Below are 17877 nucleotides of genomic sequence, written 5' to 3'. Positions count from 1 at the left end.
GAATTCCCGGAGGAACCCTGCCAACCCGGCGGCCTGTAAGCCGTTGTTCCGTGTCAGTGGAGGCGCATTATAGGGAGTTTCTCCGGGCTGACAAGTATAAAATTCAAAAAACTTATCGTTCGATTATTTTTCAAACAAAACCCATAGAAAAAACACCTTTCCGCCTGGTTTTTAAACAAAAACGAGCCCCGAAGGGCTCGTTTTTATTCATTATGTGACTTACTGCACAGCTACAATTCGGTCATCCTGCACCAAAAGTTGTACCGTTTTGCCAGGAATAAGCTTCCCGGACAGGATTTGCTGCGCCAGCGGGTTCTCAATCTGCTGCTGGATGGCACGTTTCAGAGGGCGTGCACCATAAACAGGATCGTAGCCATTGGCGCTAAGCAGCTTCAATGCCTCATCGGACATATTCACAGCATAGCCCCGCTCTTCCAGACGTTTGTACAGACGCTGCAACTGAATCTGTGCAATAGAAGCAATATGTTTTTCACCCAGCGGATGGAAGACCACGACTTCATCTATACGGTTAATGAATTCCGGACGGAAGCTATGGCTCACCACACCCAACACCAGATCTTTCATGTGGCTGTAGTCCAGCTCGCCGAAACGTTCCTGAATCAAATCGGAACCCAGGTTAGAGGTCATTATGACAACCGTATTACGGAAGTCGACCGTTCTCCCCTGCCCATCCGTCAGTCGCCCATCGTCCAGCACCTGTAATAAGATGTTGAAGACATCCGGGTGCGCCTTTTCCACTTCATCCAGCAGGATGACGGAATAAGGACGGCGACGAACGGCCTCCGTCAGATAACCGCCTTCTTCATAACCAACATATCCCGGAGGCGCACCCACCAGACGGGAGACCGAGTGTTTTTCCATAAACTCGGACATATCAATGCGCACCATCGCATCGTCACTGTCGAACATAAAGTTAGCCAGCGCTTTGCAAAGTTCAGTTTTACCAACACCAGTTGGCCCCAGGAACAGGAACGAACCAATAGGACGGTTCGGATCGGATAATCCGGCGCGGCTTCGGCGAATCGCGTTTGATACCGCTTCGACAGCCTCGTTCTGGCCAATGACACGGCTGTGCAACTCCTGCTCCATGCGCAGCAGTTTTTCACGTTCACCTTCCAGCATTCTGGCTACCGGAATACCGGTCCAGCGCGCCAGCACTTCAGCGATCTCCGCATCCGTCACTTTATTACGCAGCAGGCGCATGGTTTTGCCTTCTGACTGCGTGGCGGCTTCAAGCTGTTTTTCCAGTTCCGGGATCTTGCCGTACTGCAGTTCGGACATCCTGCCCAGATCGCCCACGCGTCGCGCCTGCTCAATGGCGATTTTTGCCTGCTCAAGCTCGGCTTTAATCGTCTGCGTACCGGAGAGCGACGCTTTCTCGGCCTTCCACTCTTCTTCCAGTGCAGAGTACTGGCGCTCTTTATCCGACAGCTCGTCGTTGAGCATCTCCAGGCGTTTTTTACTGGCGTCATCAGACTCTTTCAGCAGCGCCTGCTGTTCCAGCTTCAACTGGATAATGCGGCGGTCCAGCCGATCCAGTTCTTCCGGCTTCGAGTCAATTTGCATACGAATGCTTGATGCTGCTTCATCAATCAGGTCGATGGCTTTGTCCGGCAACTGACGATCGGCAATATAGCGATGCGACAATGTCGCCGCGGCCACGATAGCCGGGTCGGTGATCTGCACATGGTGATGCAGCTCATAACGCTCTTTCAGACCACGCAGGATAGCGATGGTATCTTCCACTGAAGGTTCCGCGACAAACACTTTCTGGAATCGACGTTCCAGCGCGGCGTCTTTTTCAATGTACTGACGATACTCATCAAGCGTGGTCGCACCTACACAGTGCAGTTCACCACGTGCCAGCGCCGGTTTGAGCATGTTCCCGGCATCCATCGCACCGTCCGCTTTACCTGCGCCAACCATGGTGTGCAGCTCATCGATAAACAGGATCACGTTCCCTTCCTGTTTCGACAGGTCGTTGAGCACGCCTTTTAAGCGCTCCTCGAACTCACCGCGATATTTTGCACCCGCCACCAGCGAACCCATATCCAGCGCCAGTACACGGCGGCCTTTTAGCCCTTCCGGCACTTCGCCATTGACGATCCGCTGCGCCAGCCCTTCCACGATAGCCGTTTTACCGACCCCTGGCTCACCGATCAGCACCGGGTTGTTTTTGGTACGACGCTGCAACACCTGAATGGTGCGGCGGATTTCTTCATCACGGCCAATCACCGGATCAAGTTTGCCCTGCTCGGCCCGCTCGGTCAGATCGACTGTGTATTTTTTCAAGGCCTGACGTTGGTCTTCAGCCCCTTGATCGTTCACGCTTTCACCTCCGCGCATATTTTCAATTGCCTGCGTTACGTTCGCCGTATTCGCCCCGGCAGATTTCAATAAATCCGCCAGCGTACCGCGTGACTCCAGCGCCGCCAGAACAAAGAGTTCTGAGGAGATAAAGTTATCCCCGCGTTTTTGCGCCAGTTTGTCGCACAGGTTAAGCACACGCACCAGATCCTGCGAAGGCTGAACGTCGCCATCGGTGCCTTCGACCTGCGGCAAACGGCTCAACGCCTGTTCAATGGCGGTGCGAAGTTGTCCGGCGTTGACACCTGCAGAGGTTAAGAGTGGACGTACCGATCCCCCTTCCTGATTCAGCAAGGCGCTCATAAGATGAAGTGGTTCGATAAATTGATTGTCTTGCCCCAGCGCCAGTGACTGGGCGTCGGCAAGAGCAAGCTGGAATTTGTTGGTAAGACGATCCAGACGCATAACTCCTCCCATAAATAACAGGTCAAATTTGCTACTGGAGATTAAATGAGGTCATCCCTCAATTATTCAAGGTTAATGGCCTGCGTATTATAAAAAGAAAGTTACGCGTACCGGATCGTCTTGATTCTTTAGGTTATATCAGCCAAATAAAACTTGCCATACGCCCCGTCGTCTTGTCGCGACGATATGAGAAGAATTCATTTGTTTCTGTGAAAGTGCAGCGATCGCCACCGTAGATGTGCTCTATGCCTGCGCGTGCCAGACGCTGACGGGCCAGCAGGTAAATATCAGCAAAATATTTTTCGCCGTGCGGGCGAAAAGCACTGTCCGCACCGGCATCGTGAGCCATAAACGCATCGCGCACTTCAGGCCCCACTTCAAACGCCTGCGGACCAATCGCCGGGCCAAGCCAGGCCATGATGTTTTCCGGTCCATCGGTGAAGCAGGCGAGCGTTTCTTCCAGCACGCCAGCGCAGAGTCCACGCCAGCCCGCGTGAGCTGCCGCCACTTCCGTCCCGGCACGGTTACAAAACAGCACCGGCAGGCAGTCAGCGGTCATTACCGCACACACCGTTCCCGGCGTATTGCTATAAGAGGCGTCAGCACGTTTAGAGGCATACGGTTCGCCGGAAAGCGTCAACACCGCTGTACCGTGTACCTGCTCAAGCCAGACAGGTTTCGACGGCAAACCACCTCCGGCAAATAACCGCCTGCGATTTTCCTCTACGTGATCAGGGTTGTCACCGCAATGCGCACCAAGGTTTAAAGAATCCCAGGGTGACGCGCTCACACCGCCAGTGCGGGTCGAGCTACAGGCCCCCACGCCTTGCGGCATCGGCCATTGCGGGACAATCAGCTTTGTCATAACCAGTCCACATCGTCTTTGTGAATTTCAAAATCTGCACGCATCGCCTCGATCAGGTTAACCATATCCTGTGGGATCGGCGCATGCCATTCCATTTCAATGCCGGTGATCGGGTGATACAGACGCAGCATGGTCGCGTGCAGTGCCTGACGGTCAAACTGACGCAGCGCAGTAATAAACTCATCCGATGCCCCTTTCGGCGGACGCGGACGGCCACCATAGAGCTGATCGCCCACCAGCGGATGAGTGATATGGGACATATGCACACGGATCTGATGCGTACGTCCGGTTTCCAGACGCAGACGCAGACGCGTGTGCACACGGAAATGCTCCATGATGCGATAGTGCGTCACCGCCGGTTTGCCCATCGGGTGCACCGACATATGTGTGCGCTTGGTCGGATGGCGGCTGATGGGCTCTTCAACCGTGCCACCTGCCGTCATATGTCCAATCGCCACCGCTTCATATTCACGGGTGATTTCACGTAACTGTAATGACTCAACCAGACGCGTCTGCGCCGGAACGGTTTTCGCCACGACCATCAGGCCCGTCGTGTCTTTATCCAGACGGTGCACAATACCCGCACGCGGAACATCCACAATCGGCGGATAATAATGCAGCAGCGCATTGAGCACCGTTCCATCCGGATTACCCGCCCCCGGATGAACGACCAGGTCGCGCGGCTTATTGATGACCAGGATGTCATCATCTTCGTAAACGATAGTGAGCGGAATGTCCTGTGGCTCAAAACGCGCTTCTTCTTCTATTTCCGCATTGATGGCAATGCGCTCGCCACCCAACACTTTTTCTTTTGGCTTATCGCAAATTTTGCCGTTAACCAGCACGCGCTGGTCGAGAATCCATTCTTTTATACGCGAACGCGAATAATCCGGGAACATTTCGGCCAATGCCTGATCTAAGCGTTGACCGAGTTGGTTTTCGGACACCGTTGCGGTGAGTTGTACTAGTTGTGCCATAGACAGCTTCTTCGTTAACCTTGGGTTTTTACGGCTTTGCCGTTTAATATAGTGTGCTATTGTAGCTGGTCTTAATCGGGAGCAGGAACAGAGAATCCTCCCGCATAAACATTTTGAGGAAAGTCAAAACGTCATGACGCGCATGAAATATCTGGTGGCAGCCGCCACGCTGAGCCTGGCTTTGGTGGGTTGCTCCGGTTCAAAGGAAGAGGTGCCTGATAATCCGCCTAATGAAATCTACGCGACTGCTCAGCAAAAGCTCCAGGACGGTAACTGGAAACAGGCAATAACGCAACTGGAAGCGCTGGATAATCGCTACCCGTTCGGCCCGTACTCCCAGCAGGTCCAGTTGGATTTGATCTACGCGTATTATAAAAATGCTGATCTGCCGCTGGCTCAGGCCGCGATCGATCGTTTCATGCGTCTGAATCCGACTCACCCAAACATTGATTACGTGATGTATATGCGCGGCCTGACCGACATGGCGCTGGATGACAGCGCATTGCAGGGCTTCTTCGGCGTTGATCGTAGCGATCGCGATCCGCAGCACGCACGTGACGCGTTCAATGATTTCTCGAAACTGGTCCGTGGTTACCCGCGCAGCCAGTACGTCACCGATGCCACCAAACGTCTGGTGTTCCTGAAAGACCGTCTGGCTAAGTATGAATACTCCGTGGCGCAGTATTACACCGACCGTGGCGCATGGGTTGCTGTCACCAACCGTGTCGAAGGCATGTTGCGTGATTACCCGGATACGCAGGCCACGCGTGATGCGTTACCACTGATGGAAAGAGCCTACCGCGAACTGCAATTAAATGCGCAGGCGGAAAAAGTCGCGAAGATTATCGCCGCGAACAGCAACAATTCCTGATCGTTGCTTTGAACGCAAAACGGCAGCCCGCAGGCTGCCGTTTTTTTATGCAATTTTGAGTTACGCTACGACTTTTTGCTTCAAGTCATCCAGTCAACTATGACCGCTATTCCCGACTTCAACAAGCTAAAATTGCCCCCTTCCTGTCTTTCCTCACAAAAAGACTTCCTTGACAAAAAGTGACGAAATTATGTGATTCAAATCACACTTTCTGACATTGAGCGAGGTATGCTGAACTCACCAAGACGGAAAGACGAGAGGTAAAATTTATGACAATGAACATTACCAGCAAACAAATGGAAATCACCCCGGCAATACGCCAGCATGTCGCAGACCGTCTCGCCAAGCTAGAAAAATGGCAAACTCATTTGATTAACCCACATATCATTCTGTCTAAAGAACCGCAGGGCTTTACCGCAGATGCCACCATGAATACGCCAAACGGGCACCTGGTCGCCAGTGCGAAGCACGAAGATATGTACACCGCTATTAACGATTTGATTAACAAGCTGGAACGGCAGCTCAATAAAGTGCAACACAAAGGGGAAGCGCGTCGCGCCACCACCTCGGTGAAAGACGCCAGCTTCGTTGAAGTGGAAGAAGAGTAACCTTTACATTGAGTGTATCGCCAACGCGCCTCCGGGCGCGTTTTTTGTTGACGAAAGATTGACACAATGAAAACAGTACGGTTACTTTACAAGGGTACTCATACAGGATTTCACCATGAAGCATGTCCCGTTTTTCTTCGCATTCTTTTTTACCTTCCCCTGAACGGGAGGCGTTTCGTCGTGTGATAAAGAATGCGAAGACGAACAATAAGGCCTCCCACACCGGGGGGCCTTTTTATTGATACAAGATTATTAATAACTATAAAGGCAACACTATGACACCGGAAAACCCGTTACTGGATTTGCGCGTAAAAATCAGTGCACTGGATGAAAAATTGCTGGCGCTCCTTGCCGAACGTCGTCAGCTTGCGGTTGAAGTCGGTGAAGCGAAGCTCGCCTCTCACCGTCCGGTGCGTGATATCGATCGTGAACGCGATTTGCTTGAGCGCCTCATCCAGTTGGGCAAAGCGCACCATCTGGACGCGCATTACATCACTCGCCTGTTCCAGCTCATCATTGAAGATTCGGTCCTGACCCAGCAGGCGCTGTTGCAGCATCACCTTAATCAGACCAACCCGCATTCCGCGCGCGTGGCTTTTCTTGGCCCGAAAGGTTCTTATTCCCACCTCGCCGCCCGTCAGTATGCTGCACGTCATTTTGAGCAATTTATCGAAAGCGGCTGCGCGAAATTCCACGACATTTTTAATCAGGTCGAAACCGGACAGGCTGACTATGCGGTCGTGCCGATTGAAAACACCAGCTCCGGCGCGATTAATGACGTTTACGATCTCCTGCAACACACCAGCTTATCTATCGTGGCGGAAATGACGGTGCCTATCGATCACTGCGTGCTGGTTTCAGGTTCCACGCGCCTTGAAGAGATTAAGACGGTGTACAGCCACCCGCAGCCTTTCCAGCAGTGCAGCCAGTTTCTGAATCGCTACCCGGACTGGAAAATCGAATATTGCGAAAGCACCTCGGCGGCCATGGAGAAAGTGGCGCAGGCCAGTTCCCCTCACGTTGCCGCGCTGGGCAGCGAAGCGGGCGGCAGCCTCTACGGCTTACAGGTTCTGGAGCGTAATCTGGCTAACCAGACGCAAAACATCACCCGCTTTATCGTGCTGGCGCGCAAGGCCGTTAAGGTTTCCGATCAGGTCCCGGCCAAAACCACACTGCTTATTGCCACAGGCCAGCAGGCCGGTGCGCTGGTGGAGGCGCTCCTGGTGCTGCGAAACCACAGCCTGATTATGACCAAGCTGGAATCCCGCCCGATTTATGGCAATCCGTGGGAGGAGATGTTTTATCTGGATATTCAGGCCAACCTGGAGTCTGCATCCATGCAGAACGCCCTGCGTGAACTGAGCGAAATCACGCGATCCATGAAGGTGCTGGGCTGCTATCCTGGCGAAAACGTCGTGCCTGTCGATCCGGCTTAACGCTCAATAAACAGCGGCTTCTTCACCCCTGCCACACTGACAGGCAGGGTGAAGATAGCGCCGGAAAGCGGGTATTGTTCAATTTCGTCCTGCTCCATATTTTCGCGCGTGGTGGTGATAAACAGCGTTTTCATATCTTCCCCACCAAAGCACACCATCGTCGGGCAGCGAACCGGCAGGCGGTACTCTTCAAGCTGCTCCCCATCCGGTGAAAAGCGCGCAATACGCCAGCCGTCAAACAGCGCACTCCAGTAGCACCCTTCCACGTCCATTGCCGCCCCGTCCGGGCTGCCTTGCTCATTGTTAAATGTGCGGAAGACGTCGCGTTTTCCCGGCTCGCCCTGCGCGTCCAGCGGCGTCCGGTAGATCACATCATTAGGCGTATCCGAGGTATACATCCACTGACCGTCTTCACTGAACGCCAGACCGTTTGCGCCCTTGATGTCGCACTGGATCACTTTTGGCGTCAGATTATTATCGATGCGCATCAGCATGGCACCGTTGTAATCGGCAGGTCCCCAGAACGTCCCCGCGTAGAATCTCCCCTGCCTGTCGGTACCACCGTCGTTAAACCGCGCCAGCGGCGGGTTAGAGGGGTTATCACACACTTTGTGGGTAAGAAGCCCGTTCTTATCGGCAAGCCAGATGGCACTGCGCATCGCCACAATAAATCCACCTTTTTCCCGTAAGGCAAAGCAGCCCACTTCTTCAGGAAATCGCAGCACCCGGTGCGTGCCCGTTGCAGGATGATAGCGATGGATTTCACCCTCAATGATATCGGCCCACCAGAGCGCCTGCTCCGGCTCACTCCAGGTCGGACATTCCGGCAGGTGACCGGTGTAATCGAATAGTGGTTGCGGTTGCGCCATAACAGATCCCTCATCATAAAAAAAGCCAGCGGTTAACCCGCTGGCTTTCAAGTATAAACAGCTTTGCCGTTATTGGCGGCTGTCGTTCGCCTGACGCAACAGCACCCGGCTTTCGCTCTGGAAGCGCTGCGCATAATCACCGAACCAGTGCTCCACTTTGCGGAAGCTGTCGATAAACGCCTGCTTATCGCCCTGCTCCAGCAGGCCAATAGCCTCGCCAAAACGCTGGTAATAGCGCTTAATCAACGCCAGGTTGTTCTCTGACGACATGATGATGTCGGCGTAAAGCTGCGGATCCTGGGCAAACAGACGGCCAACCATCGCCAGTTCAAGGCGATAAATTGGCGACGAGAGCGCCAGCAACTGCTCAAGCTGCACGTTCTCTTCGGCCAGATGCAGCCCGTAAGCGAACGTCGCGAAGTGGCGCAGCGCCTGGATAAACGCCATATTCTGATCGTGCTCAACCGCGCTAATGCGATGCAACCGCGCGCCCCATACCTGAATTTGTTCCAGGAACCACTGGTACGCCTCAGGCTGGCGACCGTCACAATAGACGACGACCTGTTTTGCCAGGCTACCGCTGTCCGGACCAAACATCGGGTGTAAACCCAGAACCGGACCTTTGTGCGCCGCCAGCATCGCCTGAAGCGGGCCATTTTTTACCGACGCAAGATCGATCAGGATACAGTCATCCGGCAGCGGCGGCAGATCGGCAATGATCTGCTCCGTCGCATGGATCGGCACGCTGACGATGACCATCCCGGCATCCGCCACAATCTCCTGCGCACGTCCCCAGTCCTGTTTCTCCAGAATGCGCACCTGATAACCGGACAGCAGCAGCATCTTCTCAAACAGTTGCCCCATCTGCCCGCCCCCGCCGACGATCACCACCGGGCGCAGCGTCGGACAGAGCGTTTTAAAGCCTTTATCGTTTTCGCTGGAGTAGGATTCCCGCATCACCCGGCGCAGCACGTCTTCAATCAGATCCGGCGGCACGCCCAGCGCCTGCGCCTCTTTACGGCGCGAGGCCAGCATTGACGCCTCGCGCTCAGGCACGTAAATCGGTAAACCGTATTTGCTTTTTACTTCGCCCACTTCGGCGACCAGTTCAAGACGCCGCGCCAGTAAGTCCAGCAGCGCCTTATCCACTTCATCAATTTGATCGCGTAATGCGGTCAATTCTGCAACCATAACAACCTCTTAAGCGAGACGCGCCGCCAGATGCGTGCGCAGGTCTGAATCGATCTCACGCAGCAACGCCTCGGTCGCTTCCCAACTGATACACGCATCGGTCACGGAAACCCCGTACTTCATTTCGCTACGCGGTTGTTCTGAGGACTGATTACCTTCATGCAGATGGCTTTCAATCATCAGACCGGTAATCGAGCGGTTACCATCTTTGATTTGGGCGACGACGGATTCAGCCACGGCAGGCTGGCGGCGGTAATCTTTATTTGAGTTACCATGGCTGCAATCTATCATCAGTGATGGTTTCAGTCCCGCCTGCTCCATCTCTTTTTCACACTGGGCCACGTCAGCCGGGCTGTAGTTCGGCGCTTTACCGCCGCGCAGGATCACATGCCCGTCCGGGTTGCCCTGCGTCTGCAGGAGGCAAACCTGCCCGGCCTGGTTAATACCAACAAAACGGTGCGGCATTGCTGCGGCGCGCATCGCATTGATCGCCGTCGCCAGGCTGCCGTCGGTGCCGTTTTTAAATCCGACCGGCATGGAGAGACCCGACGCCATTTCACGGTGGGTCTGCGATTCCGTGGTCCGTGCGCCGATGGCCGACCAGCTAAAGAGATCGCCGAGGTACTGCGGGCTGTTAGGATCCAGCGCTTCTGTCGCCAGCGGCAGGCCCATGCTGACCAGTTCCACCAGCAGGTTACGCGCAATTTTCAGGCCCGCTTCCACATCAAAAGAACCATCCATATGTGGATCGTTAATCAGCCCCTTCCAGCCTACGGTGGTGCGGGGTTTTTCAAAATAGACGCGCATGACGAGATAGAGGCTATCGCTGACCTCCCCGGCAAGGGCTTTAAAACGATGAGCATATTCAATTGCCGCTTCAGGATCGTGAATCGAGCACGGACCGCATACCACCAGCAGGCGCGGATCGCGTCCGGCAATGATTTCAGAAATCGTCTGGCGGGACTGTTCAATTTGCGCCTCCTGTTCCGCTGACAGCGGGAATTCCGCTTTCAGTTGCTCAGGGGTTAACAAAACGTGTTCGTCGGCAATGTGTACATTATTCAGCGCGTCTTTTTGCATGATAGCGATCCTGTATAGCTCGTTTGCGATAGGTTCCTCTGTGAGGATGTCGTAACGATATCATAACTGGTAAACATTTCAATCCAGATTTCGTACATTTTACTTTACACAAGCCATTTTTAGCCAAATAATTCGCCGTTTACGCGTAAACATAAATATACAGTTACCGCTAAGTGTTTAACCAGGCTACGCTTAAATAAATTTCAGGAGGGTCATAATGAGAACAGGATATTTTGCGCTGCTGGCTATTTTTCTGACGGGCTGTTCCGTCGATCCCTACACGCATGCGCCAGAATGGAGCGGAACCGACTGGTACAGCGCGGGTAAAGAAGATGCGATGTCCGGCGCGATCGTTAAAGCCAATGAGACGCTGGCGCTGGATTTTAATGATACCGACGTCGACAGACCGCGCTATCTGGAAGGCTATAACGATGGTTTAAAGAAGATCTGCAAAGATGATCTTCTCTACGCCTGGGGCCGCGCCGGGAAAATCTACCCCGCTGGCTGCGATACTCAGCAAAACGCCAGCCAGCTTCGCCAGAGCTGGCAGAAAGGCATGGATGAAGGCACCCGGGAATCGTTACTGAATTAATTCCCGGAATACCGAATCTGTGAATAAGGCTTGATAAGAATTTACTCAATCTATCTATAATTCCCCTGGCAGAGCTATGGTCTCTGCCAGATGCTAATGACAGCGTTTTTAGCCGCGTAGCAGTAATGGAAGTCGTTGCGGGGAAATGAAAATGAATACGGAAATTTCACGCCCGTCGTTCAGGCGCACATTACGGCGCATCAGTATTATCAGCGTCATCATTACCATGACGCTGATCTGGCTGCTGCTGGCCGTTACCCTGGTGTTGACGTTAAAACAGTATGGCCCTGATATTCCTCTCACGGCTCACGACAGTTTCATCAGCCATTATATTTTACTTTCCCTGGGTGTCCTGACGGGCTGTATTCTGCTGGCTTCCTGCGTCGCGCTGATAATCAGCCGTTATTTGCATAACGGTATTATTCAGGCGCTACAAAATATCACTGACGTGGTTTATGACGTGCGGACGCACCGAAACTTTTCCCGCCGGGTAGCTGACGAGCGAATTGAGGAATTTCACCACTTCGCGCAGGATTTCAACAGCCTGATGGACGAAATGGAAGAGTGGCAATTAAGTCTGCAGGCTAAAAACGCTCAGCTCCTTCGCACTGCGTTACACGATCCGTTAACCGGACTGGCAAACCGTGCGGCATTCCGCCACGCCATTACCACATTAATGCAGGATGACACCTCACGCGCCTGTTCAGCACTGCTGTTTCTGGATGGCGACAACTTCAAGTACATCAACGATACCTGGGGACATGCGGTCGGGGATTGCGTGCTAATAGAAGTGGCGAAACGACTCACGGAGTTTGGCGGTAAGCACCATCTGGCCTACCGCCTGGGCGGGGACGAATTTGCCATGATCCTGTCAAATGTGGCGTCAGAATATGAAGTGCAGCGCATTTCAGCGGCGCTTTCACAACAATTCTTTCGCCCCATTAATCTGCACAACGGCAGTACAGCCAGCATGACGCTCAGCATTGGCTACGCTCTGACCTGGGAACATGATATGACCGAAAGCCTGCTGGAGCTTGCGGACAAAAACATGTACCAGGCAAAACAGCGTCATTCCCGCACGCTTTAACTCAGCGCCTGAACCCTGCGGCTGGCTTTACGCCAGCGGATCACATCCACGACTAAAAACGGGACAAGGCTCACTCCCAGCACTGGCAAGGCAAGCGCGAGCAACAGTGCCACGACGCTCACCAGCACGCGTCCCGCCACGGGCAACGCCAGCCAGGTCTGCACCAGCGTATGAACCGGGCTGGCACTCGCCTGCGCGGGACGACGCATCCACCACATGCGATAGCCCATCACGATCATTACGCACAGCGCCAGACCAAAGGCGATCAGCAGTAGCTGATTGGGCAGGCCGAACAGAACGCCCATATGGAAGTCCACGCCCCAGCGAGTGAGTTTTGCCATAAGCGGGAAATCCTCAAAGCGCGTTCGATCGGTAACGGACATGGTGGCAGGATCGACCGCTACCGCATCCACCTGCGTCGGCCACGCCCGATCGATTTCCGTTACTGTCCATGCGCTGTTCGCATCGCGCGGCGGGCGGATCTCCAGTTTCGTCGCGTTAATGCCTGCCATTTGCGCTGCCATCAGCACTTCATCGAAGCGCACCACATCATCATCGCTGGCGGGCATCGCCATATCCGCATGGTGACCGTGATGTTCCGCATGCGGATCGACCGCGGGTGCCTCACCCCGCAGTTGCGTATTCACCTGCGGCGTCATCCAGCCAAACGCCGCGCGCATTTTATCGACATTACCGCCCGCCCACTGCGACCAGGTCAGACCGGTAGCAGAGAACAACAGCATGCCTGCCAGCAGGATCCAGCCGAGAGTGACATGCACCCGGCGGGTGTTCTGGAAACGGTTGTTGATACGGCGTCGGGGGCGGGTGAAAAACCACAGCACGATCCCGCCGAGTGCCGCCACCCACATCCATGATGCCGCCAGCTCGCTGTACAGTCGGCCCGGATCGCCGAGCAGCAGCGAACGGTGGGCGTAATCAATCACCTGTCGAAACGGCAAAATACCGCTGGTGCCATACACTGTCATATCGCCTTTTACCGCAAGCGTCACCGGATCGATAAAAATAGCGCGATTCTCCGATGCAATGAGCGACGGGTCGGCAAACATTACGCGCGTGGTTTCTCCCTGTTCAAGGCCCGGTCGTACAGCGTGCAGGCGCAAATGCCCGCCTGTCACCTGTTCCGCCACCGCGACCTGTTCGGCCAGCGGCTGGCGCTCACCCGTGGATGCACCATGAAGCGCGTCATGATAGAGCATGTTTTCGAGCTGTGGCGTTGCCACGTACAGCGTCCCGGTCAGGGCCGCAACGAAGATAAAGGGCCCGACAAACAGACCAATATAGAAATGCAGGCGACGCAGCAGGTTCAGCCATGCCGCGTGTGAAGGAGTGGAAGTCATACTTTTCCTTTTCACAGGTAAAACGTGATCGGTACGCCTGGGCGCACGGTTTCTTTTTAAAGGGGAAAAGCAGACAAGCGCGGTGGCGCGCGGGTTTGAGGGTAGAGCCAGGGGACAAAATGCCAGTAGCGGACAGCAGGCGGTAGAAAGCGTACCGGTGTACGCAGCACTCTGCCGCAGAGCAACAGCGTGACCAGCAGGATCACGCCCGGCACATGCGCCAGCAGGACGCAGTAGCCACAGGCTTCAGCGTGATCGACAGGCATCACTACGGGCGCATCGCCATGATGTTCAGACATTGTCATCATGTCGTGATGCATGCCGGGCATCGCGCTCATGGGATCTTTTTGCAGGCTAACGGAGATAAGCGGCGCAATCACGATCAGCAAAATAGCGAACAGGGCGAGCCATGCCGCTTTGCGTTTTACTGTCGATTGATGAAATGCGCGATTCACACGGCCCCTCCGGATACGAGGCGTCATTGTAAATGATTTATGTCTGTAGGGTTAACGTTAAGGGCATTTTTGAACACAGAGAAGATAAAAAAAGGGCCGACCCACAGGCCAGCCCTTTTTCACAGGATGTCGCGAAAGCGATATCTTAGTTAAGACGCTCTTTGATACGAGCAGCCTTACCAGTACGCTCACGCAGGTAGTACAGTTTAGCTTTACGCACAGCACCACGACGTTTAACAGCAATGCTGTCAACTACCGGAGAGTGAGTCTGGAAGACACGCTCAACGCCTTCGCCGTTGGAAATTTTGCGAACAGTGAATGCAGAGTGCAGACCGCGGTTACGAATAGCGATAACCACGCCCTCGAATGCCTGCAGACGTTTTTTGGAACCTTCAACAACCCATACTTTCACTTCCACGGTATCACCCGGACGGAAGGAAGGTACGTCCTGCTTCATCTGCTCTTGTTCAATTTGCTTGATAATGTTGCTCATAATTTAATCTCTTATCCTGGGTAAACTGATATTTGGGGGCTTACGCCTGCCCATCATGTTTATGTTGCTATTGCGCGTGTTCTCTTTTGAACTCCGCCAGCAACTTTGCTTGCTCTTCAGTCAGAGCCAGGTTTTCCAGAAGTTCAGGTCTTCTAAGCCAGGTGCGGCCCAGCGACTGCTTCAGACGCCAGCGATGTATCTCGGCATGGTTTCCCGACAGCAATACTGGCGGTACTTCCAGACCTTCTAACACTTCAGGTCGGGTATAGTGTGGGCAGTCCAGCAATCCATCAGCAAAAGAATCTTCCGTTGCCGAAGCCTCGTGGCCCAGTACCCCCGGAATAAACCGGGAAACTGAGTCAATCAGCGTCATTGCCGGTAACTCACCACCACTGAGAACGTAATCGCCGATTGACCATTCTTCGTCAATTTCGGTTTGGATCACGCGCTCATCTATCCCTTCGTAGCGACCACACACCAGAATTAACTTCTGATGCGTTGCCAGCTCGCTCACGCCCGCTTGATCAAGCTTGCGTCCCTGAGGTGACAGATAAATCACCTTTGCGCCCTCACCCGCCGCGGCTTTCGCTGCGTGGATGGCATCCCGCAAGGGTTGAACCATCATTAGCATCCCCGGTCCGCCGCCGTAAGGACGTTCGTCCACGGTACGGTGCCGGTCATGAGCAAAGTCACGAGGACTCCAGCTCTGGATGCTCAGCAGGCCATTTTTAACTGCCCGGCCAGTTACCCCGTAATCAGTAATTGCGCGGAACATTTCAGGAAACAGGCTAACAATACCAATAAACACAGCCAATCCCCTTAGCTCCGTCTCTTACTGTTTATCCGGAGGTTTTAAAAACCAGGATCCCACTCTACCTCGATCGTACGGGTAGTGAGATCGACATTCTTGATAACCTGCCCATCGAGGAACGGAACCAGCCGCTCCTTGATACCAAACGCATCTTTCAGGTTTGCCTTGATGACGAGAACGTCATTTGATCCGGTTTCCATCATATCGATGACTTTACCCAGACCATATCCTTCGGTGGTGACGACCTGGCAACCGATAAGGTCTTTCCAGTAGTAATCCCCGTCCGTCAGAACTGGCAGTTGTGACGTATCTACCATAATTTCGCAATTAGTGAGTAGATTCGCGCTATCACGATCGTCAACGCCTTTCAGCTTGATGATCAGATCCTGATTGTGGTGCTTCCAGCTTTCAAGCTGTACCTGCTCCCACTTACCCGCCCTTTGAATAAACCAGGGCTGATAGTCAAAAATGCTTTCGGCGTCTTCAGTGGAAGAAAACACTCTGAGCCAACCACGAATACCGTAGGAAGAACCCATTTTTCCCAGTACAACCGGTTCAACAGGGACTTGTGCGGCGTGTTGCTTGCTCATCATGACCACCGTGACAGATTAAGCTGCTTTTTTTGCTTCTTTGATCAGCGCGGAAACGCGATCAGAAACGGTTGCGCCCTGGCCAACCCAGTGCTCAATGCGGTCCAGATTCAGGCGGGTGCCTTCTTCTTTTTCGGAAGCGATCGGGTTGAAGAAACCAACGCGCTCAATGAAGCGACCGTTGCGTGCATTACGGCTGTCAGTCACAACAACCTGGTAGAACGGACGCTTTTTAGCGCCGTGACGAGCTAAACGAATAGTTACCATAACATCCTCTTGTGTGAATAAAACACCGGACCCCATCGAGGAACGGAGTCCGGTGTCATATTAAAAGCCCGAAAATTTTACTGATTTCTGGGGAAATTGCAATCTATAAAGCGATTAACGGCCTGGGAATCCTGGCGGCATCATGCCTTTCATTCCACGCATCATTTTTGCCATTCCGCCTTTATTCATCTTCTTCATCATGCGCTGCATGTCGTCGAACTGTTTCAGAAGACGGTTAACATCCTGCACCTGCATACCGCAACCCGCCGCGATACGGCGCTTGCGTGAGCCTTTGATGATGTCCGGGTTAGCGCGCTCTTTCAGCGTCATGGAGTTAATAATGGCTTCCATACGCACCAGCACTTTATCGTCCATCTGCGATTTCACGTTATCCGGGATCTGCCCCATGCCTGGCAGTTTACCCATCAGACTTGCCATGCCGCCCATGTTTTTCATCTGGCGCAACTGCTCAAGGAAGTCTGTCAGATCGAAACCGTCGCCTTTTTTCAGCTTGGCGGCGAGCTTCTCGGCCTGCGCACGGTCAACCTTGCTTTCGATATCTTCGATCAGCGACAGCACATCGCCCATGCCGAGAATACGCGAGGCAATACGATCCGGGTGGAACGGCTCCAGCGCTTCGGTTTTTTCACCGACGCCGAGGAATTTAATCGGCTTGCCGGTAATGTGACGGATAGAGAGCGCCGCACCGCCGCGCGCATCGCCGTCCACTTTGGTCAGTACCACACCGGTCAGCGGCAGCGCTTCATTAAAGGCTTTCGCAGTATTCGCGGCATCCTGACCGGTCATCGCGTCGACCACAAACAGGGTTTCCACCGGCTTAATCGCGGCGTGTACCTGCTTGATTTCGTCCATCATGGCTTCATCGACGTGCAAACGACCGGCGGTATCCACCAGCAGCACGTCGTAGAACTTCAGCTTCGCTTCTTTCAGCGCGGCATTAACGATGTCGACCGGCTTTTGCGCAACGTCAGACGGGAAGAATTCAACGCCCACTTGTTGGGCCAGGGTTTCGAGCTGTTTGATCGCCGCCGGGCGATAAACGTCAGCCGACACCACCAGCACTTTTTTCTTGTGCTTCTCGCGCAGGAATTTACCCAGCTTACCGACGCTGGTGGTTTTACCCGCACCCTGCAAACCGGCCATCAGCACCACGGCTGGCGGCTGAGCGGCCAGGTTCAGCACCTGATTTTCTTCACCCATCGCCGATACCAGTTCGCCACGAACAATCTTGACGAACTCCTGACCCGGCGTCAGGCTTTTGTTAACTTCATGTCCTACCGCTTTTTCTTTAACGCGGTTGATAAACTCACGCACAACCGGCAGGGCAACGTCCGCTTCAAGCAGCGCCATGCGCACTTCGCGAAGTGTCTCTTTAATGTTCTCTTCGGTAAGGCGTCCACGCCCACTGATGTTGCGCAGCGTGCGCGACAAACGATCGGTTAAATTATCAAACATTGTCTCTCGCCTGAGGTGGAAACGGTTGGTCGCTCTCGCGACACCGAAATACAATTTC

The 17877-nt window shown here is 53.8% G+C and carries 20 protein-coding genes and 1 other annotated feature; of the genes, 7 read left to right on the top strand and 13 right to left on the bottom strand.

Annotation, left to right across the window (positions count from 1 at the left end):
- A partial coding sequence (locus tag BM373_RS21755; protein WP_218159479.1) for a hypothetical protein occupies nucleotides 1–218 on the top strand: 218 nt, incomplete at its 5' end.
- A 1-nt stretch (nucleotide 219) separates the two neighbouring features.
- Here the strand turns inward: BM373_RS21755 and clpB are convergent.
- The 3 genes from clpB to rluD all read right to left on the bottom strand — a co-directional run bounded on the left by clpB (nucleotide 220) and on the right by rluD (nucleotide 4635).
- On the bottom strand, nucleotides 220–2793 hold the full coding sequence (clpB, locus tag BM373_RS19075; RefSeq protein ID WP_090465071.1) for an ATP-dependent chaperone ClpB: 2574 nt from the start codon (nucleotides 2791–2793) through the stop codon (nucleotides 220–222).
- Nucleotides 2794–2926: 133 nt separating this feature from the next.
- Nucleotides 2927–3658: a purine nucleoside phosphorylase YfiH gene (yfiH, locus tag BM373_RS19070; RefSeq protein WP_090465068.1), complete on the bottom strand. Its 732-nt coding sequence runs from the start codon at nucleotides 3656–3658 to the stop codon at nucleotides 2927–2929.
- Entirely contained in the window at nucleotides 3655–4635 is a 981-nt protein-coding gene (rluD, locus tag BM373_RS19065; RefSeq protein WP_090465065.1) for a 23S rRNA pseudouridine(1911/1915/1917) synthase RluD, read from the bottom strand. Before rluD ends, yfiH begins: the two co-directional genes overlap by 4 nt.
- Nucleotides 4636–4768: 133 nt before the next feature.
- Here rluD and bamD point away from each other — a divergent pair, with 133 nt between their 5' ends.
- The 4 genes from bamD (at nucleotide 4769) to pheA (ending at nucleotide 7550) form a co-directional block, all read left to right on the top strand.
- Nucleotides 4769–5506 (top strand): outer membrane protein assembly factor BamD, encoded by a 738-nt coding sequence (gene bamD, locus BM373_RS19060; RefSeq protein WP_090465062.1) that lies wholly within the window; start codon nucleotides 4769–4771, stop codon nucleotides 5504–5506.
- A 269-nt stretch (nucleotides 5507–5775) separates the two neighbouring features.
- Nucleotides 5776–6114 carry a ribosome-associated translation inhibitor RaiA gene (raiA, locus tag BM373_RS19055; protein ID WP_090465060.1) on the top strand — a complete coding sequence of 113 codons (339 nt, stop codon included), beginning with the start codon at nucleotides 5776–5778 and terminating at the stop codon, nucleotides 6112–6114.
- A 114-nt stretch (nucleotides 6115–6228) separates the two neighbouring features.
- Nucleotides 6229–6354: a sequence feature (Phe leader region), on the top strand.
- Entirely contained in the window at nucleotides 6230–6277 is a 48-nt protein-coding gene (gene pheL, locus BM373_RS21540; protein ID WP_103245904.1) for a pheA operon leader peptide PheL, read from the top strand. (Overlaps the previous feature by 48 nt.)
- 35 nt (nucleotides 6355–6389) lie before the next feature.
- A complete protein-coding gene (gene pheA, locus BM373_RS19045) occupies nucleotides 6390–7550 on the top strand; it encodes a bifunctional chorismate mutase/prephenate dehydratase (RefSeq protein ID WP_090465054.1) in 1161 nt (386 codons plus the stop codon).
- Here the strand turns inward: pheA and BM373_RS19040 are convergent.
- The 3 genes from BM373_RS19040 to aroF form a co-directional block, all read right to left on the bottom strand.
- Nucleotides 7547–8419, bottom strand: coding sequence for an SMP-30/gluconolactonase/LRE family protein (locus BM373_RS19040; RefSeq protein ID WP_090465052.1), 873 nt, complete (start codon nucleotides 8417–8419; stop codon nucleotides 7547–7549). The genes pheA and BM373_RS19040 overlap by 4 nt on opposite strands.
- Before the next feature lie 69 nt (nucleotides 8420–8488).
- On the bottom strand, nucleotides 8489–9610 hold the full coding sequence (tyrA, locus tag BM373_RS19035; protein ID WP_090465048.1) for a bifunctional chorismate mutase/prephenate dehydrogenase: 1122 nt from the start codon (nucleotides 9608–9610) through the stop codon (nucleotides 8489–8491).
- Nucleotides 9611–9619: 9 nt separating this feature from the next.
- Nucleotides 9620–10690, bottom strand: coding sequence for a 3-deoxy-7-phosphoheptulonate synthase AroF (aroF, locus tag BM373_RS19030; protein ID WP_090465046.1), 1071 nt, complete (start codon nucleotides 10688–10690; stop codon nucleotides 9620–9622).
- Between the two features lie 217 nt (nucleotides 10691–10907).
- Here aroF and BM373_RS19025 point away from each other — a divergent pair, with 217 nt between their 5' ends.
- Nucleotides 10908–11282: a DUF2799 domain-containing protein gene (locus BM373_RS19025; RefSeq protein WP_090465043.1), complete on the top strand. Its 375-nt coding sequence runs from the start codon at nucleotides 10908–10910 to the stop codon at nucleotides 11280–11282.
- 151 nt (nucleotides 11283–11433) lie between these two features.
- Complete coding sequence (gene dgcN, locus BM373_RS19020; RefSeq protein WP_090465074.1) at nucleotides 11434–12369, top strand: diguanylate cyclase DgcN/YfiN; 936 nt, start codon at nucleotides 11434–11436, stop codon at nucleotides 12367–12369.
- Here dgcN and BM373_RS19015 read toward each other — a convergent pair.
- The 7 genes from BM373_RS19015 to ffh form a co-directional block, all read right to left on the bottom strand.
- The gene (locus BM373_RS19015) at nucleotides 12366–13727 is read right to left on the bottom strand and encodes a PepSY-associated TM helix domain-containing protein (RefSeq protein WP_090465040.1); all 1362 of its coding nucleotides are present in this window, start codon (nucleotides 13725–13727) and stop codon (nucleotides 12366–12368) included. The genes dgcN and BM373_RS19015 overlap by 4 nt on opposite strands.
- A 56-nt stretch (nucleotides 13728–13783) precedes the next feature.
- Nucleotides 13784–14209 carry a DUF2946 domain-containing protein gene (locus tag BM373_RS19010; protein WP_090465037.1) on the bottom strand — a complete coding sequence of 142 codons (426 nt, stop codon included), beginning with the start codon at nucleotides 14207–14209 and terminating at the stop codon, nucleotides 13784–13786.
- A gap of 118 nt (nucleotides 14210–14327) precedes the next feature.
- Nucleotides 14328–14675 (bottom strand): 50S ribosomal protein L19, encoded by a 348-nt coding sequence (gene rplS / locus BM373_RS19005; RefSeq protein ID WP_002437770.1) that lies wholly within the window; start codon nucleotides 14673–14675, stop codon nucleotides 14328–14330.
- 67 nt (nucleotides 14676–14742) lie between these two features.
- Complete coding sequence (trmD, locus tag BM373_RS19000) at nucleotides 14743–15483, bottom strand: tRNA (guanosine(37)-N1)-methyltransferase TrmD (RefSeq protein WP_090465033.1); 741 nt, start codon at nucleotides 15481–15483, stop codon at nucleotides 14743–14745.
- A gap of 44 nt (nucleotides 15484–15527) precedes the next feature.
- The gene (rimM, locus tag BM373_RS18995) at nucleotides 15528–16076 is read right to left on the bottom strand and encodes a ribosome maturation factor RimM (protein ID WP_090465030.1); all 549 of its coding nucleotides are present in this window, start codon (nucleotides 16074–16076) and stop codon (nucleotides 15528–15530) included.
- Between the two features lie 18 nt (nucleotides 16077–16094).
- Entirely contained in the window at nucleotides 16095–16343 is a 249-nt protein-coding gene (gene rpsP / locus BM373_RS18990) for a 30S ribosomal protein S16 (RefSeq protein WP_090465027.1), read from the bottom strand.
- Between the two features lie 114 nt (nucleotides 16344–16457).
- The gene (gene ffh / locus BM373_RS18985) at nucleotides 16458–17819 is read right to left on the bottom strand and encodes a signal recognition particle protein (protein WP_090465025.1); all 1362 of its coding nucleotides are present in this window, start codon (nucleotides 17817–17819) and stop codon (nucleotides 16458–16460) included.
- Nucleotides 17820–17877: the final 58 nt, after the last annotated feature.

Source organism: Enterobacter sp. kpr-6, from assembly GCF_900116015.1.
Lineage (GTDB): Bacteria > Pseudomonadota > Gammaproteobacteria > Enterobacterales > Enterobacteriaceae > Enterobacter_D.
Note: the sequence above shows the minus strand (reverse complement) of the source record. Positions and strands in the feature narration are given on the sequence as shown.